Here is a 24930-nt window from a genome sequence, read left to right as displayed (position 1 = left end):
AAGTAATGAAGTCAAAAGTGCGGAGGCTAACAGATGTTAGTCAGCTGGTGGTCCTCCCTTAGGTGACTTATTTGAACAAATATATACGGGGAGTGTAAATTATGTTAGTATCCTATAATTGGTTAAAAGAATATGTGGATCTCGATGGTATTCAACCAGATGAGCTTGCTGATCGGATCACGAAAAGCGGCATTGAGGTTGAGGGCGTCGAATCTTTGAGCCAGGGTATATCCGGCGTTGTTGTCGGCCATGTTGAAAAGTGCGAACAACACCCTGATGCTGATAAATTGAATGTATGCCAGGTGAATATCGGGGAAGGTGACCCGGTCCAAATCATCTGTGGAGCTCCAAACGTCGGGGCTGGCCAAAAAGTTCCAGTTGCAACAGTCGGGGCGGTTCTTCCAGGTAATTTCAAAATCAAAAAAGCGAAACTCCGTGGAGAAGTTTCAAACGGTATGATCTGTTCCTTAGAAGAACTTGGTGTTGATGCGAAAATGATACCAAAGGAATTTGCGGATGGCATTTATGTCATGCAGGAGGAAGCTGAAGTCGGGAAGAACGCACTTTCTTACCTCAACCTGGACGATCACATTTTAGAATTGGGGCTTACCCCGAACCGAGCTGATTGCTTGAATATGATCGGGGTGGCTTATGAAACAGCTGCTGTCTTTGAAAGAAAATTGATGTTACCAAAGCCGTCATTGAATGAAAGCAATGAATCGGCTTCTGACTATATCTCAGTCAAGGTGGATGACTACGAGGATAATCCGTATTATGGTGCAAAAGTGATCCGTAACATTAAAGTGGGACCATCTCCTGAATGGATGCAAAACCGCTTGATATCAGCAGGGATCCGGCCGATCAACAACGTGGTTGATATTACAAACTATGTGCTGCTTGAATATGGTCAACCTCTTCATGCTTTCGACTATGACCGATTCGGATCAAAGGATGTTCTCGTCAGACGAGCGGAAGCAGGAGAAGAAATCATGACGTTAGATGACGAAAAAAGAAAGCTTGAAGCGCATCATCTCGTCATCACGAACGGAACGAAACCGGTAGCTGTAGCAGGTGTGATGGGTGGCGCAGATTCAGAAGTTTCAGGTGAGACGACGACGATTTTACTTGAAGCTGCCTACTTCAACCCTTCTATTGTCCGCCAAGCTTCCAAAGACCTCGGACTTCGAAGTGAATCGTCTACACGCTTCGAAAAAGGGATCGACCGCAACCGTATTTATGAGGCCGCCAACCGTGCTGCTGAATTGATGGCAGAATTAGCGGGAGGCGAGGTTCTTGAAGGGATTGTGGAAGCGGGCCCAAGATTCGTAGACCCAGAAAAAGTTATAGTACGCGGTGAGCGGGCCAATAAAGTATTAGGAACAAATATTGAATCGAAAGAGATTCACGAAATCTTGGAACGACTCGGGTTTTCGTATGAACATGACAATGATGAATTCACGGTTGAGGTGCCAGCTAGACGACCTGACATTACCCTGGAAGAGGATTTGATTGAAGAAATCGGTCGTATTTATGGCTATGATAAAATTCCTACAACATTACCAGAAGGCTCAACTACAACAGGAGGACTGACTCCTGCTCAAACGAAAAGACGTAAAGTCCGCCGCTATCTGGAAAGCGTAGGTCTTTATCAGGCACTAACTTACTCACTGACGACGAAAGAGAAAGCTAACGCCTATCATGGCCTAGCTACAGAGGATGACCCAGCTTATATTTCTGTCTCAATGCCGATGAGTGAAGAACGTGCAGTTTTGCGCCGTACGTTATTGCCACAACTTTTAGAAGTAGTTCAGTACAACCAAAATCGCCAGTTGAACGATGTTGCAGTTTTCGAAGTCGGTTCCACCTATTTGACAGAGGAAACAAACTTGGCAAACCTGCCGAACGAACATCAAAAGTTAGCCGGCGCATTCTCAGGGCTATGGCACTTCCACCCATGGCAGCAGGAAAAGAAACCTGTAGACTTTTATGTCGTAAAAGGTGTGCTGGGCGGTTTGTTCAAAAAGCTTGGAGTTAGCGAACGAATCGAGTATCAACAAGTGAAACGTGAAGGGTTCCATCCAGGCCGTACCGCAATCGTGTTGCTTGATGGGAAACAGATCGGGGTTGTCGGACAATTGCACCCTGCAGATCAAAAAGAATGGGACATCAAGGAAACATACCTGTTCGAACTTAACCTCGATGTAGTGTTCGAGACTGATGTGGATCCAGTGGTGTATTCTGCTTTACCACGATATCCATCGATTTCACGTGACATCGCTTTGATCCTTGATCAGGATGTGCGTGCAGGAGACGTCCAATCTGGCATTAAAGCTGCCGGCGGCGAATTATTGAAAGAAGTATCGATCTTCGACTTGTATGAAGGAGAACATATGGATGCAGGGAAAAAGTCAGTCGCATACTCTCTGACCTACTACAATCCAGAAAAAACACTTACAGATGAAGATGTGGAAAAAGTCCATAGCAAAGTCCTCAGCTATGTAAAAGAAAAGTTCAAAGCAACCATGAGAGGCTGATATGAAAAAGGGTAGACACCAGATGGCGTCTACCCTGATTTATTTTTTATGGGAGTCGTTTTTTTAAAGATAATAGATAATACCTTTCAAAGAACACCTATGGTAAAGCTCTCAATTCAGCCTTTCCGCTTCTGTTGCGCAAGTCTCTTCGCTTTTTGGGTATTGGCGAAATGGGCTTTACTCACTTTTTTCAATCCTTCCACTCCGTGTTTGAAAATGACCCTGGCAGCGGCTTCATCAACAAGAGGACCGGCTCCTTTGGGTAGTGGAAATCCGATAGAATCGGATAACTCATCCATTTTGTTAAGGAAAGCATAACGGGCGATGATGGAAGCTGCTGCGACAGAGAGGTGGAGCGCTTCCGCTTTTGTTTCGAAAAAGAATGGTGGATTTATACCCGGCTGTGAATTCGTATGTTTGAAATAAACAGGAGGCTCGCAAAATTGATCGATCAAAACACCTTCCACAGCAGCAGAATTTGATACTTTTGAAAGTACGTTACCGATCGCCTTCTGATGGAGCATTGCCTTCATCTTTCCTTGAGACATCCCTTTACTCTGCAGTTCATTGTATTTGGGATTATCGAGCACCAATAGACTATAAGGAATGCATTGAATCAGGTCTTTTGCGATTTCGATGATTTGTGGATCCTTCAAAAGCTTCGAATCCTTTACACCCAGTTCTTTTACAAGCGTAAGTTGTTCCTTTGATACAAAAGCAGCTACGACTGTAATCGGTCCGAAGAAATCCCCTGTACCAACCTCATCTGAACCGATCAGGGACATTGAGCCGACATTTTCAGGTGGTAGGTATGCGTGTTTTTTTCGCCCCTTGGCTTTTCCTGGAACGCTTGAACTTGTTTCTTCTTTACCCCAACGAGAGGATTCTTGCTCGGCAGCCGGTCCCTGGAAAAGGATTTTTCCTGACTTGTAGGCGGTAATCGTACAGCCTTCCACTTTTGCAACGAATAATCCGCCTTGGGGAACGTTCGATTGTATGTAGGGTTGATATTCATTTTTAATTTTATTGATTTGTGCTTGATTCAATTTCAGTACAGCATGAGACATTGTATGGTTCACCTTCGTTCCTATAAAATTATAAAACATACATCAATGTAACAGATAGATTAGTCTAACACAATTATAACGGAGGCAGCCGGGGCACGCGAATAGAAAATAGGTTGAAATCATATTCACATATTCAGTAAAATAAAATGGAAGGATTATCGTTTGTAATAATATGTAAAACCGTGGAGTCTCATTATTCCCATTCTCAGTAGTTCGTGTTAATATAATGAATAGTTATTTTCGAGTTAGGAGGCTTGTGGGTGTCTAACGGTAATCGAACAATTGTACATATTTATGGTCAGCAATACACTATTGTTGGTGAAGAGGACCCAGGACATGTCAATAGAGTAGCATCAATTGTCGATAAAAAAATGAGAGAGATTCGACATCAAAGCAATAATCTCGATGCTAAACAATTAGCTGTTCTTACATCCGTAAATATTACGAGCGACTATTTGAAATTACAGGAACGTGTCAGACAATTAGAGAAACAGAAAGAGGAATAACAAATGATTGATTTGATTTTAATAGGGGTATTGGTGGTCGGCTTTCTCGTCGGGTTAAGAAGGGGATTGATTCTGCAGCTTGTTCACTTGACTGGGTTCATCGCTGCTTTTATCGTTGCTTATCTTTATTTCGATGAGTTGGCTCCTAAATTAAGGCTATGGATTCCTTATCCAACAGTATCAGAGGAAAGCAGCCTTGCAATATTCATGAATGCTGGATTTTTAGAAGATGCGTATTATCGGGCAATTGCATTTGCAATGCTGTTCTTTGCAACGAAAATAATTCTGCAAATTCTAGGATCGATGTTAGACTTCCTTGCAGATCTTCCTATATTGAGGACGATCAATGGCTGGTTAGGAGGCGTCCTTGGCTTTGTGGAGGTATATTTGGTCATCTTCCTTTTCTTGTACATTGCTGCTCTTGTTCCGCTCACATCGATACAAACAGCCATGGGAGATTCTGTCGTTGCTAAAGCAATGGTAGAACACACGCCAGTTTTTTCTGAAAAAATAAAAAGCATGTGGATTGCTGAAATCAATACAAAGATTTAACTAAGAGTAAAGGGGCTGACACTTTGAGTCACGCCCTTTTTCTACATTCCAGCTTTTTTGTAAGGCTGTATTCGTATAGATTGTTGTTTTTTACAAATTGGAAATATATTCGCTTTCCGCGGACAATTTGCAAGCCTCCCTCACTTGCACACGGATGTCAACACAAAAATGAAATCATTTTCGTGTCTGCGATGAGATTTCTAAGAAGCTTTCCTTATGCTGGCTTCGACGTCACCACAGGTGGTTTTTAGTCGAAGATCCTTTTTAAAGAGTGCGGGGTCTCGCTTAGCTTGCTATCCCGCAGGAGTCTCGCATATTTCCATTTCTATAGACTTTCATTCATCTCCTTATCAGTATTCATTAGGAACAAACTTTTAGAAAACAGCCTTTGATAAATCAAGCAAAGGAGGGGTCATCTGGTGAATAAAAAGCAAATTGTCAGGATATTGGAGCAGATTGCTCTTTATATGGAAATAAAAGGGGAAAATAGTTTTAAAGTATCAGCCTATCGAAGAGCCGCCCAGGCGTTGGAAAGTGATTCAAGGACGATCTCTGAAATGGACGACCTTTCGAAAATCAAAGGCATTGGAAAAGGCACTTTATCGGTGATTGAAGAGATCTTGGAAACCGGTGAATCATCCCTTTTGGAAGAGTTGAAGGAAGAATTGCCAGCAGGCTTGCTTAGCTTGGTCCACTTGCCAGGCCTAGGAGGCAAGAAGATTGCAAAGCTTTACCATGAACTTGGAGTCACGGATATTCAATCCTTAAAAAAAGTATGTGAACAGAATCGAGTCCAAAAAATGCAGGGGTTCGGGAAGAAAACAGAGGAAAAGATCCTTGCAGCTATTGAAGACTTCGGAAAACGACCTGAACGTCTACCGATTGCGATGATGTTGCCGATCGCTGAAAGAATAGAAGAACAACTCTCCACACTTGATGGCATCGAGCGTTATTCACGGGCAGGAAGTTTACGGCGTTTTAGCGAGACGATCAAGGATATCGATTTCCTTATTGGCACAAATACCCCTGATAAAATCGCTCCGGAGCTCGAAAAGCTTGAAAACGTGACACAGGTCATTGCATCAGGATCGACAAAAGTGTCTGTCGTCATCACGTATGATTATGATATTTCAGTCGACTTCCGTCTTGTGAAACCTGAAGCGTTTGCGAGTGCACTGCATTATTTTACAGGTTCCAAAGAACACAACATCAAGATGCGCCAGCTCGCAAAGGAACGATCTGAAAAATTAAGTGAATATGGTGTAGAAGACACAGAGTCTGGAGAGATCAAGACTTTTGAAAGCGAGGAAGCGTTTTTTAACCATTTTGGGTTGGAATTCATCCCTCCACAAGTTCGGCAAGGGAGAAATGAGCTTGAACTTTTTAAAAACAAAGTCGACTATCTGAAGCAAGAAGATATAAAGAGTGATCTCCACATGCATACGACGTGGAGTGATGGTGCGAATTCGATTGTAGAGATGGCTGAGGCTGCACGAAGTAGAGGATATAGCTATATTGTCATAACGGACCATTCTCAATTTTTACGTGTTGCGAATGGCTTGACGCCAGAGCGAATCAAAGAACAACAAGCAGAAATCAGACGAGTGAATGAAAAGTGGGATGACTTTACGATTTTATCCGGGATAGAGATGGATATTTTACCTGATGGATCTTTAGATTATGAAGATGCGGTTTTAGCCGAACTTGACTTTGTTATTGCGTCGATCCATTCATCTTTTTCGCAAAGTGAAGAGAAAATTATGAAACGTTTCGAAACGGCATTCAATAATCCGCATGTCGATCTGATTGCTCATCCTACTGGAAGAATCATTGGACGCCGTAAAGGTTATGCAGTGGATTTTGAACGATTAATTGAAATGGCAGCAGAAACGAACACAGCGTTAGAATTGAATGCAAACCCTAACCGGTTGGATTTGGCACCGAAATGGTTGGAAAAAGCCGAGGAACAAGGTGTAAAGCTGTCAATCAATACAGATGCCCATGTCAGGGAGACCCTTGAACATATGGATATCGGTGTCTGTGTCGGTCAACAAGCGTTATTGCGGAAAGAGAATGTCTTGAACGCTTATAGTTTGGAAGAGTTTCGTACTTTCTTAGACCGGCATAAGTAAGTGAACTGTTAACAGGAGGCTTTCAAGTGAACGAACGAATATTAAGAGTTTTAGAATATACAAAGATTAAAGAGCAACTACTCGAGCATGTCTCCTCCTCCTTAGGAAAAGAAAAGATCAGCGAATTGGTACCATGGACGAATTTTGAAGATGTAGCTCATCAACAAAGCAGTACAGATGAAGGTGTACAGGTTCTTCGGTTGAAAGGGAATGTGCCGTTAGGAGGAATACGTGACATACGTGCTTCTGTCAAACGAAGTGAGATCGGGGGTATACTCAATCCAGAAGAATTGGTTGATATTTCAACAACCATTTATGGGGGAAGAAGGTTCAAACGATTTATAGAAAGCATTCTTGATGAGGAAATCGAACTGCCGATCTTGCAAGACCTTGTTGAGCAGATCGACCCCTTGATGGAGGTCGAAACTAAAATCAAAGATTGCATTGACGATCAGGGGTATGTAATGGATTCTGCAAGTCCAGCCCTAAGGACGATCCGTCAGCAGTTAAGAAGCTATGAGTCTCGAATCCGCGAAAAATTGGAATCGATCATCCGTTCTTCAAAGTCCCAAAAGATGCTATCTGATGCAATCGTGACAATCAGGAATGACCGCTATGTCATCCCAGTCAAACAAGAGTACCGTTCAGCATTCGGTGGAATGGTCCACGATCAATCCGCTTCAGGAGCCACATTGTTCATCGAGCCACAGGCAGTTGTGACGATCAACAACCAGTTGAAAGAAGCAAAGAGTAAGGAGTATCAAGAGATCCAACGGATTTTAAAAGCTTTGACAGAAACGGTTGCTGAAGTATCAACCTTCCTTACTCATAATGTTAACGTCCTTGCTGAGATTGACTTCATCATTGCAAAAGCTCGTTATGGACATTCAATCAAAGCGACGAAGCCGATTTTGAATGACAAAGAGTATATCCGCTTGAAACATGCACGCCATCCTCTCATTCCAGCTGAAGAAGTTGTGCCGATCGATGTTGAATTAGGCGGTGAGTATAACGCTCTTGTGATCACCGGTCCCAACACCGGCGGGAAGACGGTAACAATTAAGACGATCGGCCTTCTGTCATTGATGGTTCAATCCGGCTTACAAATACCGACAGAAGAAGAATCTGAGGTAACGGTCTTCGAGGCGATCTATGCAGATATCGGGGACGAACAATCGATTGAACAAAGCTTGAGTACGTTCTCTTCACATATGACCAACATTGTAAACATTTTGGACAAAGTGAATTTCAAGTCCCTTGTTCTTTTTGATGAATTAGGAGCAGGAACGGATCCTACAGAGGGAGCTGCCCTCGCCATCTCTATACTGGATTATGTGAATGAACGCGGGGCAAAAGTTGTCGCCACTACCCACTATAGTGAGTTGAAAGCCTATGCATACAACCGGACTGGTGTGATGAATGCGAGCGTTGAATTTGATGTGGAGACATTACGCCCAACGTATCGTTTATTGATCGGCGTACCGGGACGGAGTAATGCTTTTGAGATTTCGAGACGAATCGGGTTGGATGAGAAGATTATTGAGAATGCTCGTGGCCATATCAGTGCAGACAACAATAAAATCGATGTTATGATCGCATCCTTGGAAGATGCTCAGAAAAAAGCAGAACGTGAACGGTCGATAGCAACAGATCTCCACGATGAAGCTGAAGCATTGAAAAAGGATTTAGAGAAAAAGTTAGATGAATTCGAACATTTCAAAGAAAAGCTGTTTACAAAAGCTGAACAAGAAGCTCAGCAATCGGTGGAAAAAGCACGTAAAGAAGCCGATGCTATTTTAAAAGAGCTCCGAGCTTACCAGAAAGAATATGGTAATGTGAAAGAGCACAAGTTGATTGAAGCACAAAAACGTTTAGACGAAGCGATACCGGACTTCGATTCGAAAACGAAAAAGCAAGTAAGGCCAACGAAGAAAACACTGGACAACCTTATACCTGGCCAAGAAGTGAAAGTGTTGAGTGTGAATCAGAAAGGCCATATTGTTGAAAAAGTCGGCACTGATGAATATCAAGTCCAAATCGGGATCATGAAAATGACGGTTAAAGCGAACGAGCTGGAGCCGATCAAAACAGAAAAGAAACGTGAACCTAAACCATTCGTAAAAGTAGAAGGCTCATCTGTAACAAAACCAGAATTGGACTTACGAGGCGAACGTTATGAAAACGCACTTCGTACAGTTGATAAATTTTTGGATGAATCTCTGTTGGCTGGATATCCACAGGTTTCAATCATCCACGGGAAAGGGACCGGAGCTCTAAGGAAAGGGGTCCAATCCTTGCTCAAGGAGCATCCGAATGTGAAATCGACTCGATTAGGTTCTGCAGGTGAAGGCGGAAGCGGTGTAACGATTGTTGGGTTGAAATAGAAAGTGGGGGCGGAAATGGGTAGTTGGTTGACGAATCCTTACATTGAAACCGTAGCAAATTATAGTGTAGTAGTTTTAAGTTTAGTTGTATTCTTAGCTGTTTTTGAGGTCGTAACAAAGTATAAAAACTGGGAAGAGATCAGTAAAGGGAATCTCTCAGTTGCAATGGCTACTGGAGGAAAAATATTCGGGATAGCCAACATATTCCGCTACTCGATTGAGCATAACGATACAATCGTTGATATGATGGTCTGGGGTGCATATGGATTTTTATTGATGTTGATCGGATATTTCATATTCGAATTTCTTACGCCCCGCTTTCGTATTGATGATGAAATTCAAAAGGATAATAGAGCTGTCGGTCTGATTTCCATGATCATTTCGATTGGATTATCATTTGTGATTGGCAGTGGAATCGGATAGGTGAAAAGATATGGAAACATTATGGAAGGTCCTGTTGGTTTGTTGCGGGTTGTTCATTCTGGCAGGGGTGATCTACCTCTTTTTTTAGAGGAAGTTTAAAAACCCAACAAATGATATACCGTCGTATTGGACGTGACTTTTTACAAAGTGATCACTTTAAGCGAAATTTACGACACTCCAGCGGGAAAAGCGAGCCAGGCGAGACCCCGCAGCGATTTAAGGATCTCTGAGTATAATAATGAACTTCGACTAAATACCACCACGTCCTGTGGTGAACGTCGAAGTCAGTACATCCTGTACAAGTACGTCCTGAGCCTGCGGTTACTCGGCGCAAAACTACAAGGATGTAAATTAATTCCGTGGTTCTTGTGGTGAACGACGAAGCCAGCATAAGGAAAGCTTCTATGGATTCTTATCGCAGACACGAAAATGATTTCATTTTTGTGTTGAGATCCCTGTGCAAGTGAGCGAGAGGCTTGCGGATCGCCCGCGGAAAGGGAGTGAATTTCGTAAAAATGGGCTTTTTTAAAAGAAGTATTATAAACATAACAAATGATAACTTATAATTTTCTGAGAAGACCTTACTGAGGATTTTGGCTTGGTAAGGTCTTTTTTATCGACATTTTCATATATTTGAATTAGAAGTAATGCTTGCTATATCGCTCTGTAAAAGGGAAATGGTAAAATCTTTAAATGAAAAAATATTCAAAAAATATGTAAAATTGAATCCGTTTTCATTATAATGGTGATAGAGAGTGAGTTTTTAATGGAAAGGAGCGGTATAAAAGGAGGAGATTAAGTGGAGAAAAGATGGTTACAGCAATATCCCGAAGAGATCCCTCAAGAAGTCGAAATTGACGAGAAGCCGTTGCAATTTTATCTGGAGGATACAGCAAGCAAGCATCCTGGCAAACCTGCTTTGGAGTTTTTAGGCAAAAGGATAACGTATGGTGAGGTATACGAAAGTTCTCTTAAAATGGCGAATCAACTGCGTTCACTCGGCATACAGAAAGGTGACAGAGTAGCGATCATGCTGCCGAATTCCCCGCAATCCGTCATCAGTTACTATGGTGTATTGATGGCTGGCGGGATTGTTGTACAGACGAACCCGTTATATACAGAGCGGGAGTTGGAGCATCAACTGATCGACTCAGGATCAAAAATCATCATCTGCTTGGATTTGTTGTTCCCGAGAGTAGAAGCTGTCAAAAGCCGAACAGAATTAACGAACGTGATTGTGACAGGGGTAAAGGATTATCTTCCGTTTCCGAAGAATCTCATCTATCCTTTTATCCAAAAAAGACAGACCAATATCGTCGTCAATATCAATTATAACGATAAGGTCCATGCTTTTAAAAAAATGATCGATGAAGGCTCTTCAAACCCTATCGAGCTTGATATCGCCCCGATGGAAGATCTCGCACTACTGCAATATACAGGCGGGACGACAGGGCCAGCAAAGGGGGTCATGCTGACTCATTACAACCTTGTAGCGAATACGATGCAATGCCGATCGTGGATGTATAAGGCGAAATATGGGGAAGAGAAGATCCTTGGAGCACTGCCTTTCTTTCATGTTTATGGAATGACTTGTGTCATGAACTTTTCGATCATGTACTTGTCAGAAATGATCATTCTCCCTAGGTTTGATCCAAAACAAGTATTGAAAGCGATCGGAAAGCACAAACCGACGATGTTCCCTGGCGCGCCGACGATGTATATTGCCTTGTTGAATGAGCCGAGTATCAAGTCTTATGACCTATCTTCGATTGCAAGTTGTATCAGTGGATCAGCACCACTGCCTGTGGAGGTTCAAGAGAATTTTGAATCCATGACAGGAGGAAATCTCGTAGAAGGATACGGATTGACTGAAGCCTCACCTGTTACGCATGCTAACTTCTTGTATGATAATCGTATGAAAGGAAGTATCGGTGTACCTTGGCCGAATACCGAAGCAGCCGTTTTGTCTGCAGAGACTGGTGCAATAGCTGGTGTCAATGAAGTAGGCGAACTGATGATCAAAGGTCCACAAGTGATGAAAGGCTACTGGAATCAGCCCGAAGAAACTGCTTCAACCTTCCACGAAGGCTGGCTTTTGACCGGTGATATGGGTTATATGGATGAGAATGGATACTTTTATATCGTCGATCGGAAAAAGGATATGATCATTGCTGGTGGGTTTAATATTTATCCGCGTGAGATCGAGGAGATCCTGTATGAGCATCCGAAGGTAAGGGAAGCGACCGTCATCGGTGTTCCTGACCCATATCGTGGAGAAACGGTGAAAGCTTTCGTCGTACTGAAGGATAATACCAAATGTACCGAACAAGAACTGGATGAACATTGCAGAAAGCACCTGGCTTCATTTAAAGTACCGCGCCTTTATGAATTCCGAGACGAACTTCCGAAGACTATGGTAGGTAAAGTGCTTCGAAGAGTACTTGTTGAGGAAGAAAAAGAAAAGCAGAAACAAAAACAAAATGCATGATGTATGATGGAGACCTCACATAGGTGGGGTCTTTCTTCGTGGAACCCATTTAGTTGTAGAGATGATTTTGTAGTTGTAGAGAGTGTACGATCTAAACTATAAAAAATTGTGCTAAATCCAGTCCAGATGATTAACAATTGCTATGTCAAACTGTTGACGTTATACTTAAAAACAGGATGCGTAAAGTTCTGAAAAATACGAAAGATTCATTGACTTTTTACCTTCAACTACAGTACAATTAACCCGAGTGAATGTTCATTCATTTTTTGACACTTGAAGAAAGTATAAAATACTTTCTTCAGTATAAGGGTAACTTTGGCTCTGCCTACACCAAAGGCTTAGCCGAGCCAAGTTTTCTTTACTGTGGAGGTAAAACAGATGACCGTAAAACGTAAAGGCCCCAAATATGAAAAAATAATCGATGCAGCTGTAACGGTCATAGCAAAATACGGCTATCACCAATCTCAGATTTCCAAGATCGCACGTGAAGCTGGTGTGGCTGATGGAACCATCTATCTATATTTCAAAAACAAGGAGGATCTTCTCATCTCTTTGTTTCGTGAAAAGATGGGACGTTTTATCGACACGACAATCGATGAAATCGAACATAAGCAATCTGTTGAAGATAAGCTGTTAACGTTGATTGAAATGCACTTCAAGCAGCTATCAGTGGACCATGAACTTGCAATCGTCACCCAGTTGGAGCTCCGTCAGACGAATCGGGAATTACGGGCAAAAATAGGAGAAGTGCTGAAGCGATATCTGGAATTGGTCGATTCGATCATCCTTGAAGGCATCGATCAAAAGGTTTTCCATCCAGACCTTGATATCCGAATTGTCCGGCAAATGATTTTCGGCACTATAGATGAGACGACTACGAGCTGGGTAATGAATGATCATCGTTTTGATTTGATAGCGCTTGCAAAACCAGTCCACGATTTATTGATTAATGGCTTCCGTTATAGACCAAGTTAGAGGAGGAGAAATTTTGGAGTACTTATCCTATTCAAAAGAAAACAACATTTGTACGATTCTATTGCAACACGCGCCTGCGAATGCCCTCTGTTCCCCGATGATCAAAGAGCTGAATTCAGTATTCGATGAAGTGGAGAATGATACAGAGATAAAGGCGATTGTCATTCGTGGAGAAGGAAGATTCTTCTCAGCGGGTGCAGATATAAAAGAATTTACAACCGTCAATGATGCGGATGGATTCTCTGAACTCGGTGCCTTCGGACAACAGGTGTTTGATCGGATCGAACAAATTTCAAAACCTGTCATAGCAGCAGTACACGGTGCGGCGCTTGGTGGGGGACTTGAACTAGCCATGTCATGTCACATGAGGATAGTGACGGATAATACGAAGCTTGGCTTGCCAGAGCTTCAGCTTGGTTTGGTGCCCGGGTTTGCTGGATCTCAACGTCTTCCGCACTATGTCGGTGCAGCAAAAGCGACTGAAATGCTTTTGACCAGTGAGCCGATTTCTGGTACTGAAGCACATCGATTAGGGTTAGCGAACCACGTCGTTTCAGAAGATGAACTGCTCGATAAGGCTTATGGACTTGCTGGTAAAGCAGCAGCTAAAAGTTCTGTAGCGGTGGGCTTGGCTTTGAAACTAGTAGACTATGCTCGAAAAGGTGAATATGAAGCAGGAGCTAAAAAAGAAACTGAATTTTTCGGGAAAGCCTTTGCGTCCTATGATGGGCAAGAAGGTATTCAAGCTTTCATAGAAAAACGAAAACCAGATTTTAAAGACCGTTAATATTGGAGGGGAAAAGTAATGAATATTTATGTGATTTTAAAACGTACATTCGATACGGAAGAGAAGATTGCAATCGAAAACGGCAAAATCAGTGAAGATGGTGTGGAATTCATCATCAATCCGTACGATGAATATGCCGTAGAGGAAGCCATCAAATTACGTGATGAGCATGGCGGAGAGGTTACGGTCGTCACTGTCGGAGAAGAGGAAAGTGATAAGCAGCTTCGTACAGCCCTGGCGATGGGTGCTGATAAAGCCGCATTAATCGACGATGAAGATGTAGAGGATGGAGACCAATTCTCAACTGCAAAAATCCTTGCGGCATACTTCGAAGATAAAGAAGTGGATATCATCCTTGGAGGTAACGTGGCGATTGACGGCGCATCTGGACAAGTCGGTCCACGTCTTGCAGAATTATTGGACATTCCACATGTTACGACGATTACGAAATTGGAAATTGACGGCTCGACCGTAAAGATTGAGCGGGATGTAGAAGGGGACGTGGAAGTGATTGAAACTTCTTTACCAGTCCTCGTTACTGCACAGCAAGGGTTGAACGATCCGCGTTATCCTTCCCTTCCAGGGATCATGAAAGCAAAGAAGAAACCCCTTGAAGAGCTGGAACTTGATGATCTCGACCTAGATGAAGATGATGTGGAAGGAAAGACAAGAACACTAGAAGTATACTTGCCGCCTGAAAAGCAAGCAGGTAAGGTCCTTGAAGGGGAAGTTGACGATCAAGTAAAAGAACTAGTGTCATTGTTACGCTCAGAAGCAAAAGTGATATAGAAGGGGAGAGAAACCATGGCTAAAAAAGTATTAGTTTTAGGAGAAGTCAGAGACGGAGAATTACGTAATGTATCATATGAAGCGATTGCTGCAGCAAAAGAAATCTCTGAAGGCGGAGAAATCGTCGGTGTCCTATGCGGTGAATCTGTAAGCGGACTAGCGAGTAACTTGATCCACTATGGAGCAGACCGCGTATTGGTTGTGGAAGACGAAAATTTGAAAACGTATACAACAGATGGTTATTCTCAAGCGTTGATGCAAGTGATCGATCAGGAAAACCCTGAAGGAATCGTCTTCGGTCACACGGCAATGGGGAAAGACCTTTCACCGCGTATTGCAGCTAAACTCGGATCCGGTCTGGTTTCAGATGTCACTGATATTGAGAATACAGGTGGAAACCTGATCTATACTCGCCCAATCTACTCCGGGAAAGCGTTCGAAAAGAAAATCATCACAGATGGGATTTCGTTTGTGACGATTCGTCCGAACAACATTGCGGCTCCTGAGAAAGATGAAAGTCGTTCGGGGGATGTCACGAATGTTGATGTGACGATCAAGGATCTCCGTATGATTATTAAAGAGATTGTTCGGAAGACGTCGGATGGTGTCGATCTTTCAGAAGCGAAAATCATTGTTGCAGGTGGGCGCGGTGTGAAGTCTGCTGACGGATTCGGCCCATTGGAAGAGCTTGCAGAAGTTCTTGGAGCGGCAGTCGGAGCATCACGCGGTGCGTGTGACGCGGAGTATTGCGACTATGGCCTGCAAATCGGTCAGACCGGTAAAGTCGTTACACCGGACCTTTATATCGCTTGCGGTATTTCTGGAGCCATCCAGCACTTGGCCGGTATGTCCAACTCGAAGGTCATCGTGGCAATCAACAAAGACCCTGAAGCGAACATCTTCAATGTAGCGGATTACGGAATCGTGGGAGATCTTTTTGAAGTCGTTCCGAAGCTTACAGAAGAATTCAAGAAAGTACTCGTCTAATTCGGTCTGGTTAAAAAAAGAAATGATTATATCACTAACATGGATTGGCTCAAAAAAGTTCTCCTCACAACGTTCCTCGGAATGTATAAGATGGAGTAACAGATACAGATGAGCCGGTCCTTTTCTTTGATCTGCGGTTTAATATCCGAAGTTAAAATAGTGTGTGAGTTAGGCGAAATCGGGTATGCTACAAGTAAAAACAAATTAGTGGGAAGTTTTTTTGTAAGGTGATATACTTTGCATTGTAAGCGAAATGATGAGGAGGCATTAATATGGCAATCGTGAAAGCAACAGACCAAAATTTCACATCAGAAACAAGTGAAGGCCTTGTATTAGCTGATTTTTGGGCTCCATGGTGCGGACCTTGTAAAATGATTGCACCAGTATTGGAAGAGATTGATAGTGAAATGAGCGATAGTGTTAAAATCGTTAAACTTGATGTAGATGAAAACCAGGAGACAGCAGGGAAGTTCGGAGTAATGAGTATTCCTACACTGATGCTTTTCAAAAATGGTGAAGTCGTCGATCAAGTGGTCGGTTTCCAACCGAAAGAAGCACTAGTCGACCTGATCAACAAACACCAATAATCCATGTAATCAACCAAATGGGGCTGATTCCTTACAAGGAACCAGCCTCTTTTTCAGGTTGCAGTTTGTCTTTTTTCCATTAAATGTTCGAGGATGATACAATCAAATCAACGATAGGATTCGTGATTAATACATAAAAGGATTTGTTGAAATTTCGTAATCAGCAATTTGGTATAGCAAAACCATATAAAAAAGAAATGTCACTCCTTAAGGAGGTTGAAAGATGAATCAACAGTTGAAGCAAAAGCTGTCCGTCCTGCCAGACCAGCCTGGCTGTTATCTTATGAAGGATCGGAATGGGACTATCATATATGTCGGGAAAGCCAAAAATCTGCGTAATCGAGTCCGTTCTTATTTTTCCGGATCCCATGATGGGAAGACACAGCGGCTCGTCCTGGAAATACAGGATTTTGAATATATCGTCACTACATCGGATTTAGAAGCACTTGTCCTTGAGATGAATCTGATTAAAAAGCATGATCCCCGCTACAATGTAATGTTGAAAGATGATAAAAGCTACCCATATATCAAGGTTACGAATGAAAAACACCCTAGATTGATTACAACCCGAAAAGTGAAAAAAGGAACAGGTAGGTATTTTGGACCGTATCCGAATGTGTATGCAGCCAATGAGACGAAAAAGTTACTCGATCGGATCTATCCACTGAGGAAATGCAAAACGCTTCCTGATCGGGTTTGTCTATATTATCATATGGGACAATGCCTTGCTCCATGTGTCTATGAAGTAAGCAATGAGCAGAACCGGGAAATGATTGAAGGAATTTACCGTTTTCTTAACGGCGGCCATAAAGAGGTTAAACGTGATCTGCAACGGAAAATGGAAGAGGCTGCTGAAAAACTTGAATTTGAAAGGGCGAAAGAACTTAGAGATCAAATCAGGCATATCGAGTCAGTCATGGAACAGCAAAAGATGGTTCATACCGATCAGAAGGACCGTGATGTTTTCGGATATCATGTTGATAAAGGCTGGATGTGTATCCAAGTATTCTTTGTTCGCCAGGGAAAGCTGATTGAACGTGATGTTTCACTTTTCCCAGTTTACGGTGACCCTGAGGAAGAATTCCTTTCTTTTGTCGGACAATTTTATTTGCAAAAGGATCATATCATGCCAAAAGAAATTTTCGTACCGAAGCATGTTGAGCATCATTTGTTGGAGGAACTGCTTGAGATTCCAGTAACTCAACCCCAACGAGGTAAAAAGAAAGACCTGGTTAATCTTGCAACGAAAAATGCCCAGATCGCTTTAAGCGAAAAATTCGAACTGATCCAGAGGGACGAGGAACGGACGATCAATGCGGTTGAGGGGCTTGGGAAAAAGCTGAGGATTGCAACACCACATTTAATTGAAGCATTTGATAACTCTAATATCCAAGGAACCAATCCCGTTTCTGCAATGGTCGTGTTTACTGACGGGAAACCGAATAAGAAACAATACCGGAAGTATAAAATCAAGACTGTAGAAGGCCCGGATGATTATGCATCGATGAAAGAAGTTACGCGAAGAAGGTATTCCCGTGTCTTAAAAGAAGACTTGCCGCTTCCCGATCTTATTATCATTGATGGAGGAAAGGGTCAGATCAGTGCAGCCATCGATGTCCTCGAAAATGAGTTGGGCTTATCGATCCCGGTTTGCGGGCTGGTGAAAGATGAAAAACATAATACAGCACAATTGATGATGGGCGATCCGCCTGAAACAGTTCCCCTTGCAAGGAATAGTCAGGAATTCTACCTGCTGCAACGAATACAAGATGAGGTCCATCGTTTTGCCATTACCTTTCATCGTAAGATCCGTGAAAAGGGGATGGTCCAATCAAGCCTCGATAAAATCCCTGGAATCGGTGAAAAACGCCGTAAAGCCTTGCTGCGTCACTTTGGTTCTTTTAAAAAAATCAAGCAGGCGTCCGTTGATGATTTGAGAGAGGCGCAAATCCCTACATCAGTTGCAGAAAGTATTGTCTCTTATTTTACTGAACAGGAAAAGAAAGAGACTGAATCTGAATGATTGGTATAGGAAAGCGTAAGCGATTTCCCATTAGAAATCACTTGCGTTTTTTACTTTCTTCATAAGTTTTTTTCGCCAGTCAAGACACTCTGTTCAATAACCTGTTATCAGAGATCATACGATCCGCTATTTGTGATAAAAAGGGGTAATTCTAGTAATTGGTGGACATCTGATCCGTTATTTGAGCATAAGGAAGCTGTTTTTCAATGCTTTTCATCAAATAAGGGTTCTGGTGTCCTCTATTTTTATAAAACATAGGGTTATTAAGCAAATAAGGGCTCTGGTATAAGCTGAAAATCTTGCCATAATCCAAAGTACAACAAAAGAAGCTCCTAAAGAAATTTCATTCTTCGGAGCATCTCCTATGTAAAACCAATCAAACTTCAGATACATTCGGGTCTGAAATTTCATCTTTACGATCCCATTGTACGGTGAAAATAATTTTGTCTTCCTTGCCCCGCTTAATTTCTTCAAACGATTCTGTAACTCTATCTTTTTGCCTTTGGATATGCTCAGCCAAGAAGCCAGCTTCCAATTGAAATCCCTCGTGCTTTCTTTTACTAAGCAAGTCAGAGATCCGGTCAGAAGTCAACTCGAAGGTTATCGTTTTGGAAGTTTCTTCTTTAAGAAGCAACTCTCCGAAGTTGGCAGCTGCAAAGAATTGGATGAGTTCTTCTGTCGTATCCATAGGATATTTGCGCGCAAGGGTCCTCCCAGCCCAATATAGAAGACTATGATCTTCTTTGCCTAACAGTTCAGGCAGCAATACATCTCTCATCAATTCGTAGCCGAATAAGTAACCCTCATTTTCGCTCGTCGGTTGTGGAAGGATATCATTGTCTTTTTTCATATGCATTCCCCTCTCCTTCGCTCATCATTATCTCATTATACTATCTTTGGGATGAATGACAAAGGTCAAACTGTCTCTAATACGTTAACAGATTAAAAGAAAGCGCAGGCTGGGCCTAGAGATCAATCATGCTGATTATTCAAGGAGTGAAAGGGGTTTCACCTTCAAGAAATTTCTGAAATCCGATGTATTCGTTTTCTTGACGGTCCTAAATGATGGGAGTACAATAGACATGTTATCAATTCTTGTCGGAGCTTGTCTTCGGTAAACAGTATTCTGAACGCATGATCGGATTTATAACATTTTGTAAATTGCAGCGGCAACACTTATCTAGAAGGGGGCACAGACATGGCAGACACAAGAGAATTTGCTTTGAGAAGACTACATTCGTTACTTGGTGTTATACCAATTGGTTTATATCTGATCCAACACTTGACAGTAAACCATTTTGCGACTAGGGGTCGTGAGTCATTTGATGCTGCAGCACATTTTATGGAGACACTTCCATACCGCTATTTCCTAGAAATTTTCGTCATCTTTTTACCGATCATTTTCCATGCTGTTTTCGGATTGTACATAACATTTCAAGCTCGCAATAATGTAAGCCGTTATGGTTACTTCCGTAACTGGATGTTCCTATTACAACGGGTAACAGGGATCATCACGCTTATCTTCATTTCATGGCACGTATGGGAAACACGTATACAAGCCGCATTTGGGGCGAAAGTCAACTTCACCATGATGGAAGAGATTTTAGATAATCCTTTCATGATTGGATTTTATGTTGTTGGTGTACTCTCCACAATCTTCCACTTCTCGAACGGACTATGGTCGTTCCTAGTAACGTGGGGAATTGTTCAATCACCACGCTCTCAAAGGATCGCAACGTATGTAACTGTTGGAATCTTCTTCGCAGTTTCAATCGTTGGCATGAGAGCCATTTTTGCATTTGTAAATCCTGAATGGTTTGCTTTTGCATCAAACCTACCAATCTTATAAGGAGTGAGTCACGATGAGCAAAGGAAATATCATAATTGTAGGCGGAGGACTAGCCGGCTTGATGGCTGCCATCAAATCCGCTGAAGCAGGAACACATGTTGACTTGTTCTCACTCGTGCCTGTAAAACGTTCTCACTCCGTTTGTGCACAAGGCGGAATAAACGGAGCAGTTAACACAAAAGGTGAGGGAGACTCTCCTTGGGAACATTTTGATGACACAGTATATGGTGGGGACTTTCTTGCAAACCAACCTCCTGTTAAAGCAATGTGTGATGCCGCACCTGGCGTCATACATTTATTGGATCGTATGGGTGTCATGTTTAACCGTACACCAGAAGGATTATTAGATTTCCGTCGATTTGGCGGAACACAGCACCATCGTACAGCATTTGCCGGGGCTACTACAGGTCAACAATTACTTTATGCTCTTGATGAGCAGGTCCGACGTTATGAAGTGCAAGGACTTGTCACAAAGTATGAAGGATGGGATTTCCAGTCAGCAGTTCTTGACGAAGACAATGTATGTCGCGGAATCGTTGCACAGTATTTGAAAACTTCTGAAATCAAAAGTTTCAAAGCTGATGCAGTCATTATGGCTACGGGTGGTCCTGGTGTGATTTTCGGTAAGTCCACGAATTCCGTCATCAACACGGGTTCAGCAGCTTCTGCCCTTTATCAACAAGGTGTTCACTATGCAAATGGTGAATTTATCCAAATTCATCCGACCGCAATACCGGGTGACGATAAGCTGCGTCTCATGAGCGAATCTGCTCGTGGTGAAGGCGGACGTGTATGGACATATAAAGACGGAAAACCTTGGTACTTCCTAGAGGAAAAATATCCGGCGTATGGAAACCTAGTGCCGCGTGATATCGCAACACGTGAAATCTTTGACGTCTGTGTAAGACAAAAGCTCGGTATCAACGGTGAAAACATGGTTTACCTTGATCTTTCGCATAAAGACCCGAAAGAGCTTGATATCAAACTTGGTGGTATCATCGAGATTTATGAAAAGTTCATGGGGGATGACCCTCGTAAGGTACCAATGAAGATTTTCCCTGCTGTCCACTATTCAATGGGTGGTATGTGGGTTGATTACGATCAAATGACGAATATTCCTGGCCTTTTTGCTGCAGGTGAATGTGACTATTCTCAACACGGAGCAAACCGCTTAGGAGCAAACTCGTTATTATCTTCAATCTTCGGTGGTATGGTAGCGGGTCCTAAGGCAGCAGAATATGTGAGCGGCCTCGAAAAAACAATCGAGGATATGCCTGAGGAAATTTACGAGCGTCAAGTGAAAATAGAAGAAGATCACCTTGCTGAAATCATGAAGATGGATGGTACGGAAAATGCTTACCAACTTCATAAAGAGCTTGGTGAGTGGATGACTGATAACGTAACGGTTGTTCGTTACAACGATAAGTTGAAAGAAACGGACGACAAGATCGTTGAATTGATGGAACGTTACAAGGACATCAACATCAACGATACATCAAAATGGAGCAACCAAGGTGTTTCGTTCACTCGTCAACTTTGGCATATGTTACAATTAGCACGTGTAATCACACTTGGTGCACTGAATCGTAACGAAAGTCGTGGTGCACACTTCAAGCCAGACTTTCCTGATCGTAACGATGAAGAATGGTTGAAGACAACTAAAGCCATTTTCAATTCAGAGAAGAACGGTCCAGACTTTGAATATGAGCCAGTCGACACTTCTCTCATCAAACCACGTAAGCGTGACTACTCTAAGAAGAAGGGAGAGAAATAATAGTCATGGCTGAAGAAAATAAAGTGATCCAATTCATAATCAAACGTCAAGATAACCCTGATTCTGCAGCTTATGATGAAAAATTTGAGATCCCTTACCGTCCGAACATGAATGTGATTTCGGCTTTGATGGAAATCCGTCGAAATCCTGTAAATAGTAAAGGCGAGGCTACGACTCCAGTCACATGGGAAATGAATTGCCTGGAAGAGGTTTGCGGAGCTTGCTCGATGTTGATCAACGGAAAACCTCGTCAATCTTGTACGGCATTGGTTGATCAGCTAGAACAACCGATCCGACTAGAACCGATGGCGACTTTCCCAGTTGTACGTGACCTTCAAGTCGATCGCAGCCGCATGTTCGATGCTTTGAAAAAAGTAAAGGCATGGATTCCGATCGACGGCACATACGATCTCGGTCCTGGACCTCGTATGCCAGAAAGCAAGCGTCAATGGGCTTATGAATTATCTAAATGTATGACATGTGGTGTGTGTTTAGAAGCATGCCCTAACGTCAATGATAATTCTGACTTTATCGGCCCTGCTGCACTCTCGCAAGTTCGTTTGTTCAACGCACATCCAACTGGAGAAATGAACAAAGCCGAACGTTTGACTGCGCTTATGGGCGACGGTGGACTTGCTTCATGCGGAAACTCTCAAAACTGTGTTCAGTCATGTCCGAAAGGGATTCCTTTGACGACATCGATTGCTGCACTTAACCGTGATACATCATTGCAATCTTTCCGGAATTTCTTCGGATCGGATGCCCAATAATAGCTGATCATGATAATGTTCCGAGGACTGGCCTGATAAAGTGTCAGTCCTCGTTTGTCACTAAAAATGAATGACTATTCATTAAAAAAACATTGGTCCGGAGGGGAACATGAAAGGGATAGATTACATACAAGACTGGAAGAGCTGGAGGGCAGGTTTTAACTTTTATACCACGGTAGATGTCCGGTTTTCTGAAGTCGATTTATTCAACCATTTGAATAATACGATTCCATTTGTCTATTTTGAAGATGCACGTATCCAGCTATTCAAAGAACTCGGGTTCATGAAAGAGTGGAACATGCCAGGCAGCAAGACGATTCCAGTTGTAGCAGACCTTCAATGCAATTATCTGAAACAAGTGTTTTTTGATGAAACGTTGAAAATCTATGTGAAAATCGCTCATATCGGAAAAACTTCCATTGATCTGCACTATATGGCAGAGAACTCGGAAGGAGAGCCTGCCCTGTTAGGCAGGGGTCGTATTGTTCATATTGATAAACACCAGGGCGTCCCAGAAAAATGGACAGGGGATATGATCGAACGCATGGAAAGAATGATGAAGTAAATCAAGTTTCTCAATTATTTTCAATGTATCAAGTCACGACCAATTTCATCCCTTCATATGATATGTTGACTAAATATCTTTTTTGCATGAACCGCAGCTCGTTAGCCCATGCAAGGAGGGGTGAAATTCATTGAAAGATAAACACTACCGACCGAAGCCTCTACTTACAAAAAGGGAGAGAGAAGTATTCGAACTTCTTGTTCAAGACAAGACGACCAGGGAGATTGCTGAACAACTTTTTATAAGTGAAAAAACTGTTCGGAATCACATTTCCAATACGATGCAGAAACTAGGTGTCAAGGGGCGCTCCCAGGCCGTCGTCGAGCTATTGCGGCTTGGCGAGTTGGAAATTTAGAGGTTTGCGGCTTTCAACATGATGAAAGCCGCTTTTTTTTATTTTATCATTTTTGGTTTATTCGAAATTCACTCCCTTTCCGCGGGCGATCCGCAAGCCTCCTCACTTGCACAGGATCTCAACACAAAAATGAAATCATTTTCGTGTCTGCGATGAGAATTCTTAGAAGCTTTCCTTATGCTGGCTTCGACGTTCACCACAAGACCATGGACTTGAATTCCATCCTTATAGTTTTGCGCCGAGTAACCGCAGGCGCAGGACGCACTTTGTACAGGATGTACTGACTTCGACGCACCACATGGACGTGGTGGTTGTTAGTCGAAGATCCTTAAATCGCTGCGGGGTTTCATCTGGCTTGCTTTTGAGAGTCGTAAATTTCGCTCTATTAAAAATCATCGGGGTTTCGATAGTAGACTAGGGCTGGAACATTCCCGATGTATTGGTATAATAATAACTATTGACGGTATCTGTATGATTAGGTATGATGTTGTCGTTTGAAACATGGAAAAGGTGAAGGGATGGCAGTGCATGGATAGGCATTATACGATTTTAAAAGTATTGAATAACAACGTCGTCATTGCACGTGATTCCTCTCTTCAAGAAGTCGTGTTGATTGGCAATGGCATCGGATTCTCGAAAAAATGCAATGATATCCTTGATGGACCAAGTGTGGACAAGCTCTATATCTTGAATGATGCGGAGGAACAGCAACAATACAAGCAGTTGCTCTCACAAGTCGATGAATCTTTCATCCTTGTCATGAATGAGGTGATCTTCTACAGTGAGAATCAATTAGGAGTGAAGTTTAACGAACATATTCATATCGCATTGACCGATCACATCGCTTTTGCTCTTAAACGTATCCAGCAAGGTATCGATATTACTAACCCTTTTTCTAAAGAAACAGAACTCCTCTATCCGAAAGAATATGCAGTAGCAGAAGATGTCGTTAAACTGATTGAGGAAGAAACGGGTATCCATCTTCCGGAAGGTGAGATTGGATTCATTGCTCTCCATCTTCATAGTGCAGCAACCAATCGATCGATTTCTAAATTGAATAGTTATTCCCAATTGATCAATTCACTGATTCAGATCATTGAGCAGCAATTGGATATTTCGATTGATCGTTCAAGTATTGATTACTTGAGACTTATTCAGCATTTACGGCATGGAATCGACAGAATTGAAAGAGAGGAACAAGTTGGTAAGCAAGATAGACTTGCAAAAGTATTGAAAGAAGAATACCCAGTATGCTACAATCTAGCATGGAAGCTGATGAAAGTCATGCAGCAAAAGGTAGGCAAGAATGTTTCCGATGCGGAAGCAGTATACTTGACAATGCATTTGCAAAGGCTTTCACCACAATAGAATAAGAATCAAAAA

Annotated in this window: 21 protein-coding genes; 19 read left to right on the top strand and 2 right to left on the bottom strand. The window is 42.4% G+C overall.

Annotated elements, in window-relative coordinates; genetic code table 11:
• Positions 1-101 precede the first annotated feature (101 nt).
• Positions 102-2534, top strand: coding sequence for a phenylalanine--tRNA ligase subunit beta (pheT, locus tag ACJROX_RS20975; protein ID WP_408007146.1), 2433 nt, complete (start codon positions 102-104; stop codon positions 2532-2534).
• A 116-nt stretch (positions 2535-2650) separates the two neighbouring features.
• Here the strand turns inward: pheT and rnhC are convergent, their stop codons facing one another.
• On the bottom strand, positions 2651-3601 hold the full coding sequence (rnhC, locus tag ACJROX_RS20970; RefSeq protein WP_408007145.1) for a ribonuclease HIII: 951 nt from the start codon (positions 3599-3601) through the stop codon (positions 2651-2653).
• Between the two features lie 260 nt (positions 3602-3861).
• On the opposite strand from rnhC, the gene zapA reads away from it, so the two are divergent.
• The 12 genes from zapA to uvrC all read left to right on the top strand — a co-directional run bounded on the left by zapA (position 3862) and on the right by uvrC (position 18234).
• Positions 3862-4107 (top strand): cell division protein ZapA, encoded by a 246-nt coding sequence (zapA, locus tag ACJROX_RS20965; RefSeq protein WP_225064162.1) that lies wholly within the window; start codon positions 3862-3864, stop codon positions 4105-4107.
• A gap of 3 nt (positions 4108-4110) precedes the next feature.
• Entirely contained in the window at positions 4111-4659 is a 549-nt protein-coding gene (locus tag ACJROX_RS20960; RefSeq protein WP_408007144.1) for a CvpA family protein, read from the top strand.
• 419 nt (positions 4660-5078) lie between these two features.
• Entirely contained in the window at positions 5079-6791 is a 1713-nt protein-coding gene (gene polX / locus ACJROX_RS20955) for a DNA polymerase/3'-5' exonuclease PolX (RefSeq protein WP_408007143.1), read from the top strand.
• Between the two features lie 26 nt (positions 6792-6817).
• A complete protein-coding gene (locus ACJROX_RS20950; RefSeq protein WP_408007141.1) occupies positions 6818-9175 on the top strand; it encodes an endonuclease MutS2 in 2358 nt (785 codons plus the stop codon).
• Positions 9176-9190: 15 nt separating this feature from the next.
• Positions 9191-9598 (top strand): DUF350 domain-containing protein, encoded by a 408-nt coding sequence (locus ACJROX_RS20945; RefSeq protein WP_408007140.1) that lies wholly within the window; start codon positions 9191-9193, stop codon positions 9596-9598.
• Positions 9599-10397: 799 nt separating this feature from the next.
• The gene (locus tag ACJROX_RS20940; protein WP_408007139.1) at positions 10398-12086 is read left to right on the top strand and encodes an AMP-binding protein; all 1689 of its coding nucleotides are present in this window, start codon (positions 10398-10400) and stop codon (positions 12084-12086) included.
• Positions 12087-12464: 378 nt separating this feature from the next.
• Positions 12465-13061, top strand: a complete 597-nt coding sequence (locus ACJROX_RS20935; protein WP_408007138.1) for a TetR/AcrR family transcriptional regulator — start codon at positions 12465-12467, stop codon at positions 13059-13061.
• A 13-nt stretch (positions 13062-13074) separates the two neighbouring features.
• Positions 13075-13848, top strand: a complete 774-nt coding sequence (locus ACJROX_RS20930) for an enoyl-CoA hydratase (protein WP_408007136.1) — start codon at positions 13075-13077, stop codon at positions 13846-13848.
• A gap of 18 nt (positions 13849-13866) precedes the next feature.
• Entirely contained in the window at positions 13867-14637 is a 771-nt protein-coding gene (locus tag ACJROX_RS20925) for an electron transfer flavoprotein subunit beta/FixA family protein (RefSeq protein ID WP_408007135.1), read from the top strand.
• 15 nt (positions 14638-14652) lie between these two features.
• Positions 14653-15624, top strand: coding sequence for an electron transfer flavoprotein subunit alpha/FixB family protein (locus ACJROX_RS20920; protein ID WP_408007134.1), 972 nt, complete (start codon positions 14653-14655; stop codon positions 15622-15624).
• Between the two features lie 272 nt (positions 15625-15896).
• Positions 15897-16211: a thioredoxin gene (trxA, locus tag ACJROX_RS20915; RefSeq protein WP_221566336.1), complete on the top strand. Its 315-nt coding sequence runs from the start codon at positions 15897-15899 to the stop codon at positions 16209-16211.
• A 223-nt stretch (positions 16212-16434) separates the two neighbouring features.
• A complete protein-coding gene (gene uvrC / locus ACJROX_RS20910; protein ID WP_408007133.1) occupies positions 16435-18234 on the top strand; it encodes an excinuclease ABC subunit UvrC in 1800 nt (599 codons plus the stop codon).
• A gap of 376 nt (positions 18235-18610) precedes the next feature.
• On the opposite strand, the gene ACJROX_RS20905 is transcribed toward uvrC, so the two are convergent.
• Complete coding sequence (locus ACJROX_RS20905) at positions 18611-19084, bottom strand: YslB family protein (RefSeq protein ID WP_408007132.1); 474 nt, start codon at positions 19082-19084, stop codon at positions 18611-18613.
• A 348-nt stretch (positions 19085-19432) separates the two neighbouring features.
• On the opposite strand from ACJROX_RS20905, the gene ACJROX_RS20900 reads away from it, so the two are divergent.
• The 6 genes from ACJROX_RS20900 to glcT all read left to right on the top strand — a co-directional run bounded on the left by ACJROX_RS20900 (position 19433) and on the right by glcT (position 24915).
• Entirely contained in the window at positions 19433-20083 is a 651-nt protein-coding gene (locus ACJROX_RS20900; RefSeq protein ID WP_408007131.1) for a succinate dehydrogenase cytochrome b558 subunit, read from the top strand.
• 13 nt (positions 20084-20096) lie between these two features.
• Positions 20097-21857 carry a succinate dehydrogenase flavoprotein subunit gene (gene sdhA, locus ACJROX_RS20895; protein WP_408007130.1) on the top strand — a complete coding sequence of 587 codons (1761 nt, stop codon included), beginning with the start codon at positions 20097-20099 and terminating at the stop codon, positions 21855-21857.
• A gap of 5 nt (positions 21858-21862) precedes the next feature.
• On the top strand, positions 21863-22627 hold the full coding sequence (gene sdhB, locus ACJROX_RS20890) for a succinate dehydrogenase iron-sulfur subunit (protein ID WP_408007129.1): 765 nt from the start codon (positions 21863-21865) through the stop codon (positions 22625-22627).
• A gap of 109 nt (positions 22628-22736) precedes the next feature.
• Positions 22737-23192 carry an acyl-CoA thioesterase gene (locus ACJROX_RS20885; protein ID WP_408007128.1) on the top strand — a complete coding sequence of 152 codons (456 nt, stop codon included), beginning with the start codon at positions 22737-22739 and terminating at the stop codon, positions 23190-23192.
• A gap of 130 nt (positions 23193-23322) precedes the next feature.
• The gene (locus tag ACJROX_RS20880) at positions 23323-23547 is read left to right on the top strand and encodes a response regulator transcription factor (RefSeq protein WP_221566329.1); all 225 of its coding nucleotides are present in this window, start codon (positions 23323-23325) and stop codon (positions 23545-23547) included.
• 528 nt (positions 23548-24075) lie between these two features.
• Positions 24076-24915 (top strand): glucose PTS transporter transcription antiterminator GlcT, encoded by an 840-nt coding sequence (glcT, locus tag ACJROX_RS20875; RefSeq protein ID WP_408007127.1) that lies wholly within the window; start codon positions 24076-24078, stop codon positions 24913-24915.
• The last annotated feature ends 15 nt before the right edge of the window (positions 24916-24930 follow it).

The sequence above is a fragment of the Pseudalkalibacillus sp. A8 genome (assembly GCF_045920555.1).
Classification (GTDB): Bacteria; Bacillota; Bacilli; order Bacillales; family Fictibacillaceae; genus Pseudalkalibacillus.
This window is presented reverse-complemented; position numbering and strand designations above follow the sequence as displayed.

What these genes read in the sequence shown, in the direction of transcription:
- ACJROX_RS20960 (WP_408007144.1), top strand. Translation starts at nt 4,111, where the DNA reads ATGATTGATTTGATTTTAATAGGGGTATTGGTGGTCGGCTTTCTCGTC.
- ACJROX_RS20945 (WP_408007140.1), top strand. Translation starts at nt 9,191, where the DNA reads ATGGGTAGTTGGTTGACGAATCCTTACATTGAAACCGTAGCAAATTAT.
- trxA (WP_221566336.1), top strand. Translation starts at nt 15,897, where the DNA reads ATGGCAATCGTGAAAGCAACAGACCAAAATTTCACATCAGAAACAAGT.
- ACJROX_RS20900 (WP_408007131.1), top strand. Translation starts at nt 19,433, where the DNA reads ATGGCAGACACAAGAGAATTTGCTTTGAGAAGACTACATTCGTTACTT.
- uvrC (WP_408007133.1), top strand. Translation starts at nt 16,435, where the DNA reads ATGAATCAACAGTTGAAGCAAAAGCTGTCCGTCCTGCCAGACCAGCCT.
- ACJROX_RS20905 (WP_408007132.1), bottom strand. Translation starts at nt 19,084, where the DNA reads ATGAAAAAAGACAATGATATCCTTCCACAACCGACGAGCGAAAATGAG.
- sdhA (WP_408007130.1), top strand. Translation starts at nt 20,097, where the DNA reads ATGAGCAAAGGAAATATCATAATTGTAGGCGGAGGACTAGCCGGCTTG.
- ACJROX_RS20925 (WP_408007135.1), top strand. Translation starts at nt 13,867, where the DNA reads ATGAATATTTATGTGATTTTAAAACGTACATTCGATACGGAAGAGAAG.
- ACJROX_RS20920 (WP_408007134.1), top strand. Translation starts at nt 14,653, where the DNA reads ATGGCTAAAAAAGTATTAGTTTTAGGAGAAGTCAGAGACGGAGAATTA.
- pheT (WP_408007146.1), top strand. Translation starts at nt 102, where the DNA reads ATGTTAGTATCCTATAATTGGTTAAAAGAATATGTGGATCTCGATGGT.
- sdhB (WP_408007129.1), top strand. Translation starts at nt 21,863, where the DNA reads ATGGCTGAAGAAAATAAAGTGATCCAATTCATAATCAAACGTCAAGAT.
- rnhC (WP_408007145.1), bottom strand. Translation starts at nt 3,601, where the DNA reads ATGTCTCATGCTGTACTGAAATTGAATCAAGCACAAATCAATAAAATT.
- ACJROX_RS20885 (WP_408007128.1), top strand. Translation starts at nt 22,737, where the DNA reads ATGAAAGGGATAGATTACATACAAGACTGGAAGAGCTGGAGGGCAGGT.
- ACJROX_RS20935 (WP_408007138.1), top strand. Translation starts at nt 12,465, where the DNA reads ATGACCGTAAAACGTAAAGGCCCCAAATATGAAAAAATAATCGATGCA.
- glcT (WP_408007127.1), top strand. Translation starts at nt 24,076, where the DNA reads ATGGATAGGCATTATACGATTTTAAAAGTATTGAATAACAACGTCGTC.